Origin of the sequence: Rudaea sp., assembly GCF_036383415.1 — a bacterium.
In the GTDB taxonomy this organism is placed as follows: domain Bacteria; phylum Pseudomonadota; class Gammaproteobacteria; order Xanthomonadales; family Rhodanobacteraceae; genus Rudaea.
Map to the genome: position 1 here is coordinate 1 of NZ_DASVOK010000330.1, position 2,043 is coordinate 2,043.

Genomic DNA, 2,043 nt, shown 5'->3' on the forward strand with positions numbered 1-2,043 from the left:
TGCGCCTGCGCGTGCAGCGCGACAGCTCCAACGACCATGCGAATGACCGGCACAGCGGGCAGGTGCGCGGTCGTCTCGGCGTTACCTACGCCGTCAACGACGTCGTCAGCGTCGGCGCGCGCGCAGTCACCGGCGACTTCAACGATCCGAACAGCACCGACGTGCAGCTTTCGAATTTCAGCAACAAGTTCCAGACCAGCCTCGACCTCGCCTACGTCAAACTCGATTACGGCAGCACACAGTTCTACGGCGGCAAGATTCCGCAGCCGTTCGTGCGCACCGATCTGGTCTGGGACGGCGACGTCACGCCGCAGGGCATCGGCATGAATTACAAGTTGCCATTGGCCGGCGGCGGCGCGTTCAAGGCGAACGCGCTCTACTACATCATCGACGAACAGGCGGTCGGTTCGGAAAGCACGATGGCCGGCGCGCAGTTCGTCTACGAGACGTCGGCACTCGGCGCATGGAAATTCGACGCTGCCGCGGCGTACTACCACTACTCGCTCGGCAGCCTGGCCGGCGCGGATGCGGGCGACTATCGCACCAACCTGCGCAAGCCGAACGGCACCTACCTCTCGGAATTCCATCTCGGCGACGTGATCGCCGGTGCGACCTACACCGGATTCGGCGAGCGCTGGCCGCTGCGCATCGTCGGCGACTACGTGCACAACTTCGGCGCGGCGACCGACGCCGACACGGGCTATGGCGTCGATGTCCTGCTCGGCCGCGCAAGCAAGGTCGGCGATTGGCGCGTCGGCTACGGCTATGCCGTCGCCGAAACCGACGCAGTGTTTTCCGCGTTCTCGCACGATAACACCAGTCTGGCGACGAACTACCGCCAGCACATGCTCAGCGCCGACTATGTCCTGTTTCCGGGAACCTCGCTCAACGCGACCTGGGCGCACTACAAGCCGAAGAACGCTTACGACACGCCGTCATTCGACTCGCGCGACTGGCTCGACCGTTTCCGCCTGGCGTTGTTGGTCACGTTCTGAACCGCGGGTCTTCGCTGCGGCCAGCAGGAGCTTCCGCCCGCCTCGGGGCGGGCGGAAGCCGAACGAACGCGACCGCAGGGAACCAGCGGCGAGAATCCGATTCCCGGCCACGGTGCGGTGGAAATACTACGAAAGAGTTAGAGGAAAACGGCCTTCGAAATGGCAGACTGGTCCAAATGACGGCACCCATCATCCTTGTTGCCGACGACCATCCCCTGTTCCGCGCCGCGGTACTGCACGCGTTGCGCAATGCGCTGCAGCAGGTGACGGTGCTCGAGGCGTCCAGCGCCGCCACGTTGAGCGAAGTGTTGGCGATGCATCCGGAGACAGAGCTGATCCTGCTCGACCTGGCGATGCCGGGCGCGCGCGGCTTCTCCTCGCTGCTGTACGTGCGCGTCGAGCGGCCGGATATCCCGGTGCTGGTCATCTCCTCGAACGATCAGCCACGGGTGATCCGCCGTGCCCAGCAGTTCGGCGCGGCCGGCTTCATTCCCAAATCGTCTCCGGCCGAGGCGATCGGCGAGGCAGTGGCGGCGGTGCTCGACGGTGGCACCTGGTTTCCGGCGCTGACGGCCGAACGTTCCAAGGAGGACGCCATTCTCGCTGCACGGCTGGCGCAACTGACCGCGCAGCAGTTCCGCGTGCTGCTGTGCCTCACCGACGGACTGCTCAACAAGCAGATCGCATACGAGCTGGGGTTGGCCGAGAACACGGTCAAGGTACACGTCACCGCCATCCTGAAGAAGCTGGAATGCCACAGCCGCACGCAGGCGGCGGTGCTGGTCAGGGCGCTGGAGTCCGAAGGCATGCCATAACGGCAGCCTCATCCGGCATTGCGCAGCAGCAGTTGCGTCATCAGCGCGCGCAGCGCGGGCGGCTTCACCGGCTTGGGCAGGAAACCCCAACCGCATTCGAGCGCGTGCGCGCGCAGCGCCTCGTCGCGCTCGGCGGTCACCAGGATCACCGGCGGCGCGGCATGCCAGAGTGCGCACAATTGCGGATAGAGATCGGATCCCTCGATGCCGTCCAGGTGCGCGTCGAGCAACAG

At 65.3% G+C, this 2,043-nt stretch carries 3 protein-coding genes; 2 read left to right on the forward strand and 1 reads right to left on the reverse strand.

The window, feature by feature from the left end; genetic code table 11:
• Together VF497_RS12445 and VF497_RS12450 are read left to right on the forward strand one after the other, a co-directional pair.
• The coding region (locus VF497_RS12445) for a putative porin (RefSeq protein ID WP_330889159.1) at positions 1–995 on the forward strand (995 nt) is incomplete at its 5' end.
• A gap of 176 nt (positions 996–1,171) precedes the next feature.
• Positions 1,172–1,810: a response regulator transcription factor gene (locus tag VF497_RS12450; RefSeq protein WP_330889162.1), complete on the forward strand. Its 639-nt coding sequence runs from the start codon at positions 1,172–1,174 to the stop codon at positions 1,808–1,810.
• A gap of 8 nt (positions 1,811–1,818) precedes the next feature.
• On the opposite strand, the gene VF497_RS12455 is transcribed toward VF497_RS12450, so the two are convergent.
• Positions 1,819–2,043: response regulator (locus VF497_RS12455; RefSeq protein WP_330889163.1), on the reverse strand; the 225-nt coding region annotated here is incomplete at its 5' end.